We start from the raw sequence: 7312 nt of genomic DNA on the forward strand, positions 1-7312 counted from the left end.
GGATTACTCGGAGGTGGCCTCGGCGGCCGGTCTGGTGGGGGTTCTCCGAGTGGTGCTGGTCCGGCTCCGGGGGACGGGGGGCCGGGCGGGCGGCTTCGCGGACCGCTTCGGCCAACGCGACCAGGTCGTCAGTGGTGGGCGGCGGCGGCTCGAACTCGCCCTCGTGCCGGACGACGTCCCAGCCCCGCGGGGCGGTGAGGCTGCGGGCGTGCGGCTCACACAGGTCGTACGTGTGTGGCTCGGCGAACGCCGCCAGTGGCCCCACCACCGCTGTCGACTCGTTGTAGACATAGGTCAATGTGGCGACCGCTTGCCGGGGGCAGCCGTTACGGGAGCAGCGCCGTGGTGACCTCACGTGCGGCAGGGTATCTCCATTACCGGGTCCGGCGCATCGGTTCGCGTTGCGACACGCCCGTCATGGTGATCACAGTCGACCGTCCTGGGCGCGCCGCGCCACAGGATCGGCGCTGCCGCTGGCCAGCCCGACACGGGCGCTACCCTTTGCCTCATGACGAGCCCGGAACACCGCCGCCCCGGCTCGGGCCGGCGTGCGCATCGGGACCGGCACGGGCGCGGCCTGCGCGGGCGGCTGGTCCCGGCCACCGTGCCGCTGGCACGGACCAAGGCCGAGGTCTTCGACGACCTGGTTCTGGACACCGTCGAGACGTTGGAGCGTCGGTTCGCCAAGGAGCTGGCGGGTGTTGAGTTCGCGGTCGAGGACGTCCCGCCGGACCTGAACGTCTACGACTCGGATGTGCTGGAGGACGGCGAGGTCCCGCTGGCCCGGCTGCTGCCCGGTCGCCCGGGCCGGCAGGAGATGCCGCCGCGGATCGTGCTGTACCGACGGCCCCTGGAGTTCCGGGCGATGGACCGCGAGGACCTCGCCGATCTCGTCCATGACGTGATCATCGAACAGGTGGCGAACCTGCTCGGGGTGGACCCGGACGAGCTCGCCTGAGCCGACCTCCGAGCGGAGAGTCGGGCGGCCCCCACCGCCTCGACCCCACACCGCCCCGACCTGAGACCGGTCAGGCGGCCCGCCGCTTCAACTTGCGCCGCTCCCGCTCGGAGAGCCCACCCCAGATTCCGAACCGCTCGTCGTGACCCAGAGCGTATTCAAGGCACTCGGTCTTGACCTCGCAACGCGAACAGATCCGCTTCGCCTCGCGGGTCGAGCCGCCCTTCTCGGGAAAGAACGCCTCGGGGTCGGTCTGCGAGCACAACGCCCGCTCCTGCCACTCCGGCGCGTTTCCGAGCAGGTCGGCCACCTCAAGCTGGCCGTCCATCAAATGCCTCCTTGTCGCGCACCGGCGTCATCGCCGCTGCAACCCCCCACGCGAAAGGCGTGCTTGTCCGTCCGGTCCCGTTTTGTTGCGTTCCGTGCGAACAACCCCATTCAAATTACACGCGTGTAATGCGTGCGCCGTCAAGCCAAACTTGATAATGGAGTCGCCCTCCCGACACCCTCGGCCGACCCACTCGGGCCGTCCAGCCTCGCAACCTGCCCTATCGATTCAGACCCCGGCCGAGTAACGCCCTCTCCGGCGAGTTGCCCGACTTTTCTCCCGTGGCGCTTCCCCGACGAGTCGCCGCCCGGACGGCACCGGAGACCTCCAACGCTAAGCTGATCTTGGTGGGAGACAGGTTAACGCGACGCGGCACAGACTGCCTGTCGAGCCGCAGACAGCACTCGCGCCCCGTCCATGATGTGGACGGGGCGCGGCGGTAGAACCGATTCGTCGAGATCAGTCAGTTGCACCAAAACCGCTGCTCGGCCAGGCGAATTCAGCTATCTCTCCACCATGGACAGAAATCGTGCCGGCGGACGTACGGTTGTCTCACCAGACGGTATAGATCCCGCTCGGCAGACCGGGATAGACCGCACTGTGGAACGAGCCGTCCCGCACCTTGCGCTCGCGCACCGCCGAGTGGACCCGCCGGTCGTCGTCGCGACTGATCTCGATCTCCCGCCCCCGCAGATCCCGACCCGTGTAGATGATCAGGGCACCGGTGTCGCCGCCCATATCCAGGACGACACTCCCGGTCTCCGACGGCCCGTACGCGTGCTCGTGCATCCGCCCGCCCCCTGCGCGGTCAGGACGCCGCCGACGGGTTGTTGAACCAGTCGGCGGTCAACGTCTGCCGGCGGGTCAGTCGCGGCCACTCCCGCTTCCGCTGATCACTGGTCATGGGCAACCTCTCCGGCGTGGCGCGAACGCGCCCGCGGAGACGGACGGGTCCGACGCCGCCTCGCGACACCGCCGGGCCCCTGAGGGGACACCGGTGGCGGTCCTCGCCGTGACCGCCACCGGCACCGCGTGGTACGGCCGGCGGCGGGGAAAGGTTCGACGTCAGGGCCGGGCGTGACCGTACGCGGTCGACCGCTTGCGCGCCGGGCGACCGGCGGCCTTCGCGATGGCCCGCAACTGCTCCTCGGTACGCGCCGACCCGTTGTCGGAGCCGGCCATCCGGGAGATCGTCTCCTCCATCAGCGTGCCGCCGAGGTCGTTGCAGCCACCCTGGAGCATCGCGACAGTGCCCTCGTCACCCAGCTTCACCCAGGAGCACTGGATGTTGTCGATCCGGCCGTGCAGCAGCAACCGGGACATGGCGTGCACCACCCGGTTCTCCCGCCAGGTCGGCCCCGGTCGGGCGATACCCGCCAGATAGATCGGAGCATTGGTGTGCACGAACGGCAGCGCCACGAACTCGGTGAACCCGCCGGTACGGTCCTGCACCCCGGCCAGCACCCGGAAGTGCGCCAGCCACTGCCCGGGGTGGTCGACGTGGCCGTACATCATCGTGGAGCTGGACCGGATGCCCAGCTCGTGTGCGGTGCTCACCACCTCGACCCAGGCGGCGGCCGGGAGTTTGCCCTTGGTGAGCACCCAGCGCACGTCGTCGTCGAGGATCTCGGCGGCGGTGCCGGGGATGGTGTCCAGCCCGGCCTCGCGGAGCTGGAGCAGCCACTCGCGAACCGGCACGCCGGCCTTCGCGGCGGCGGTGACGATCTCCATCGGGGAGAACGCGTGCACGTGCATCTCCGGCACCCGGGCCTTGATGGCGCGCACGATGTCGGCGTACCCGGTCACCGGCATCTTCGGGTCGATGCCGCCCTGCAGGCACACCTCGCTGGCACCGGCCGCCCACGCCTGCTCGGCCCGGTCCGCGACCTGCTCGACGGAGAGCCGGTACGCGTCGGCGTCCCGCTCACGCTGGGCGAAGGCACAGAACCGGCAGCCCACGTAGCAGACGTTACTGAAGTTGATGTTGCGGTTGACCACGTAGGTCACGTCGTCGCCGACCGCGTCGCGGCGCACGTCGTCGGCGAGGCGGCACAACTCGTCGAGCGCTGGCCCGTCCGCCGCGAACAACGCCAGCGCCGCGTCGGTGTTGGCGGGTTCGAGCAGCGCCGCCGGGTCGTCAGCCGCGAGCCGGAGCCCCGCCGCCAGGTCACGGTCCGCACCACCGCCGGCCGCCACCGGGGGTACGTCCGCCCGACGCGCCGCCGCCTCCGGGGTGACCTTGTCGGCCACCTCGGCCCAGTCGCCGTAGACGCTGTCGAAGTCACCCCGCCGGTCATCGGTGCGGCCCGTGGTGTCGATGGTGGCGTGCAGGTCGGTCCGGCCGCCGAACGTCTCCTCCGGCTCCTGCCAGGGCCGGCCCTGCGGCATCGCCGACTCGACGGCCATGCCGGTGGCCGGGTCGGCCAGCGCGCTCACGTGCGGCAGCAGGCGCGGGTCGAGCCACGGGTCGCCCGCGCGCACGTACTCGGGGTAGATGGTCAACCGCTCCCGCAACGTGAACCCGGCCAGCTCGCTGTGCCGGGCCAACTCCTCGATCTGCGGCCACGGACGCTCCGGGTTGACGTGGTCCGGGGTGAGCGGCGAGACGCCGCCCCAGTCGTCGATGCCGGCACGCAGCAGCAGGTCGTACTCGCCGGCGATGAGGTTCGGCGGGGCCTGGATGCGGGCCTTCGGGCCGAGCAGCAACCGCGCCACCGCCACCGTGGCGGCCAGATCGTGCAGCTCCGCGTCGGGCATGCCACGCATCGCCGTGTCCGGCTTGGCGCGGAAGTTCTGCACGATCACCTCCTGGAGGTGGCCGTACTCCCGGTGGGCGCGACGGATCGCGAAGAGCGCGTCCACCCGCTCCGCCGGGGTCTCCCCGATGCCGATCAGGATGCCGGTGGTGAACGGCACCCCCACCCGGCCGGCGTCCTCGAGCACCCGCAACCGGACCGCCGGTTCCTTGTCCGGTGAGCCGAAGTGCGGACCACCCGGCTCGGACCAGAGCCGGGTCGCCGTCGTCTCCAACATCATGCCCATGCTCGGCGCGACCGGCTTGAGCCGCTGCAACTCCGACCAGGACAGCACCCCCGGGTTGAGGTGCGGCAGCAGGCCGGTTTCCTCCAGCACCGCCACCGCGCAGGCGCGCAGATAGTCCAGGGTCGAGTCGTAACCGCGTTCGTCCAACCAGGTCCGGGCCGCCGGCCACCGTTCCTCCGGCCGGTCACCCAGGGTGAACAGCGCCTCCTTGCAGCCCTGCTCGGCACCGGCCCGGGCGATGGCCAGCACCTCGTCCCGGTCCAGGAACGGCGCCGGCAAGCGGTGCGGCACCGTCGCGAACGTGCAGTAGTGGCAGCGGTCCCGGCACAGCCGGGTCAGCGGAATGAAGACCTTTTTGGAGTACGTGACCACACCCGGCCGCCCGGCGTCGCGCAGCCCGGCGTCGCGGATCCCACCGGCCAACCGGAGCAGCTCGTCGAGCGCGGCACCACGGGCGGACAGCAGCGCGGTCGCCTCGTCGACGTCCAGCGCCCGCCCGTTCGCGGCCCGGCCCAGGGCCCGCCGAACGCTCGCATCGCTGGGAACGGACTGGGTGCGATCAACCATCCACTCACCCTATGCGCAGCGCTGCGCCACCCAACCAGTCCCGGCCCGCACCGTGGGAAACGGCACTGGACGATCATGGCACGCCTGCCGCGACCGGAGGTCGCTGAACGCGCTGGCGGCCGTCCGTCAACCACCCGACCTCGTCGATCAGGGCGGTCACCGCACCCGGCGGTCACCGCACCCCAGGCCGCTTCGCTTCCCACAGCTGGCAATCTTGGACAGTTTCCGTCAGCTCGGAACGGAAAGTGTCCAAGATCTACGTTGCCTGCCCGCTCCCCCGCCCCGCGCGGCCCCGGTCGGCCGAGCGGGGCCGCGGGGCCGCGCGGTCGGGCGGGCGGACGGGCGGGCGGACGGACGGGCGCGATACCGAGGTCGACGGGGCGGAGATGACTGACCGCGACCCTCGAATGTGAGCCGGGCCCCGTTACCAACCGTCCGAGGGCTGCTGGTCGGGTGAAGTCAGCGGGGTTGATCCGGGTGGTCGTTGGGCTTGATGTGCTGCGTGCGGTCGGTGTCCGGGTCGGTGGGGTGGGAAATGACCTCGGTAGGGTCGGCCGACTTGCGCGGGATGGCCTGCGTGGGGTCGGCGGACTGGCGCGGGATGGCCTGCGTGGGGTCGGCCGACGGCGGCTGCCCGAACGGGGGCGCGGCCGGGGACGGCGACTGCGGGGCCGGGCTGGCCGGCGGCGCTGACTGCGGCGCGGCCGGGAACGGCGGTGCCGACTGCGGGTGCTGCGGGGCCGGGAACGGCGGGGCGGACTGCGAGTGCGGCGGGGCCGACTGCGGAGCCTGGAACGGCGGCGACGGCTGGCCGAACGGGCCGGCCTGCGGGTAACCGGCCGACTGACCGGCCTGCGGGTAACCACCCGACTGACCGGGAGCGGGCCAACCGCCCTGCGGCTGGCCACCGGGCTGACCGGGAGCCGGCCACCCGCCCTGCTGCTGCGGCCAGCCCGGCTGCGGCTGGCCGTAGACGCCCGGCTGCGGCTTGGGTCGCGGCACGTAGTAGTGGGCGCGCCAGATCGTGTAGACCACCCAGGCGGCGATCGCGAAGATCACCATCCAGGCGAACCGGGTGAGCACACCGAGCAGCGCGTCGAGCACCTCGGCCTCGGCCAGCCGACCCACCGTCCAGATCAGCATGGTCAGCGTGCCGAACAGGGCGCTGACCGCGTACTCGATCAGGGCTGCCTGGGTGATCAGCTTCGCCTTCGCCAGCACCGGCGAGATGTGCGTGGCCAGCAGCACCGCCAGCACTGGCAGAGCCACCCCCTCCACCCCGAGGAACGCGTAGAAGGCGCTGCCCGCCCGGTCGGTGAAGGAGCTGTAGTCGTTCGGGGCGACCAGCCGGAGCAGGCCCACGAAGAGGAACACGGCGTTGGCGCCGAGCAGCGCGAGCGCGGCGAGCTCACGCAGTGGCTTGGTCAGCTGACGGGCCTGTGTCGCGTCAGCGGACGCGGGCTCGGTGGGGCTGGTCACGAGCTCCCCCTCGGGGCAGGAACGGACAGGGCGCACGTGAGCCTAGTCTCGCGGGCCACCGACGGATCGCAGGCGTCACGTGCGCGAGGATGGTCGACATGCGCATCGTGGTTCTGGCCGGCGGCATCGGCGGCGCCCGGTTCCTGCTCGGGGTCCGGGCGTACGCCCGTGACGTCGGCGCGGAGGTGACCGCCGTGGTCAACGTCGGCGACGACCTGTGGTTACACGGGTTGAAGATCTGCCCCGACCTGGACAGCGTCATGTACACGCTCGGCGGGGGTGCCGACCCGGAGCGGGGTTGGGGTCGGGTCGGCGAGAGTTGGACGGTCAAGCAGGAGCTGGCCGCGTACGGGGCACAGCCGACCTGGTTCGGCCTCGGCGACAAGGACATCGCCACCCACCTGGTCCGCAGCACGATGCTCAACGGCGGTTACCCGTTGAGCGCGGTCACCGAGGCGCTGGCCAGCCGCTGGGAGCCGGGCGTGCGCCTGGTGCCGGCGACGGACGACCGGCTGGAGACCCACGCCGTGGTGGAGGACGACCAGGGGCAGCGGGCGATCCACTTCCAGGAGTGGTGGGTGCGGTACCGGGCCGACATCCCCACCCACCGTTTCGTGTTCGTCGGCGCGGAGACGGCGAAGCCGGCACCCGGGGTGCTGGACGCGATCGCCTCGGCCGATGTGGTGTTGATCGCACCCAGCAACCCGGTGGTGAGTGTCGCGCCGGTGCTGGCCGTACCGGGGCTGCGGGAGGCCGTGGCGGGCGGCCCGGCGCCGGTGGTGGGCGTCTCCCCGATCATCGGCGGCGCGCCGGTGCGGGGGATGGCCGACCGTTGTCTGGCAGTGCTCGGTGTCGAGTGCAGCGCGGCGGGGGTGGGTCGCCTCTACGGCGGCCGGGCCAGCGGCGGTCTGCTCGCCGGTTGGCTGGTGGCCGAGGAG

General features: G+C 71.7%; 7 protein-coding genes. 2 read left to right on the forward strand and 5 right to left on the reverse strand.

Going from position 1 to position 7312, the window contains the following annotated elements:
- On the reverse strand, positions 1 to 355 hold a 355-nt coding region (locus tag KBX53_RS16280; RefSeq protein WP_210860149.1), incomplete at its 3' end, for a DUF3499 domain-containing protein.
- A gap of 153 nt (positions 356 to 508) precedes the next feature.
- On the opposite strand from KBX53_RS16280, the gene KBX53_RS16285 reads away from it, so the two are divergent.
- Positions 509 to 958, forward strand: a complete 450-nt coding sequence (locus KBX53_RS16285; RefSeq protein ID WP_030338265.1) for a metallopeptidase family protein — start codon at positions 509 to 511, stop codon at positions 956 to 958.
- Positions 959 to 1028: 70 nt separating this feature from the next.
- Here the strand turns inward: KBX53_RS16285 and KBX53_RS16290 are convergent, their stop codons facing one another.
- The 4 genes from KBX53_RS16290 to KBX53_RS16305 form a co-directional block, all read right to left on the reverse strand.
- Positions 1029 to 1286 carry a WhiB family transcriptional regulator gene (locus tag KBX53_RS16290; protein ID WP_007455784.1) on the reverse strand — a complete coding sequence of 86 codons (258 nt, stop codon included), beginning with the start codon at positions 1284 to 1286 and terminating at the stop codon, positions 1029 to 1031.
- A gap of 552 nt (positions 1287 to 1838) precedes the next feature.
- Entirely contained in the window at positions 1839 to 2075 is a 237-nt protein-coding gene (locus KBX53_RS16295) for a phospholipase (RefSeq protein ID WP_247675714.1), read from the reverse strand.
- 276 nt (positions 2076 to 2351) lie between these two features.
- Positions 2352 to 4895 (reverse strand): bifunctional FO biosynthesis protein CofGH, encoded by a 2544-nt coding sequence (locus KBX53_RS16300; RefSeq protein ID WP_210860152.1) that lies wholly within the window; start codon positions 4893 to 4895, stop codon positions 2352 to 2354.
- A gap of 459 nt (positions 4896 to 5354) precedes the next feature.
- Positions 5355 to 6374, reverse strand: coding sequence for a hypothetical protein (locus KBX53_RS16305; protein ID WP_210860154.1), 1020 nt, complete (start codon positions 6372 to 6374; stop codon positions 5355 to 5357).
- Positions 6375 to 6472: 98 nt separating this feature from the next.
- Between KBX53_RS16305 and cofD the strand changes: the two genes are divergently transcribed.
- Positions 6473 to 7312 (forward strand): 2-phospho-L-lactate transferase (gene cofD, locus KBX53_RS16310; protein WP_210860156.1); only part of this gene is annotated, 840 nt, incomplete at its 3' end.

The sequence above is a fragment of the Micromonospora sp. M51 genome, assembly GCF_018070305.1.
Classification (GTDB): Bacteria; Actinomycetota; Actinomycetes; order Mycobacteriales; family Micromonosporaceae; genus Micromonospora; species Micromonospora parva.

What these genes read in the sequence shown, in the direction of transcription:
- KBX53_RS16285 (WP_030338265.1), top strand. Translation starts at nt 509, where the DNA reads ATGACGAGCCCGGAACACCGCCGCCCCGGCTCGGGCCGGCGTGCGCAT.
- KBX53_RS16290 (WP_007455784.1), bottom strand. Translation starts at nt 1,286, where the DNA reads ATGGACGGCCAGCTTGAGGTGGCCGACCTGCTCGGAAACGCGCCGGAG.
- KBX53_RS16295 (WP_247675714.1), bottom strand. Translation starts at nt 2,075, where the DNA reads ATGCACGAGCACGCGTACGGGCCGTCGGAGACCGGGAGTGTCGTCCTG.
- KBX53_RS16300 (WP_210860152.1), bottom strand. Translation starts at nt 4,895, where the DNA reads ATGGTTGATCGCACCCAGTCCGTTCCCAGCGATGCGAGCGTTCGGCGG.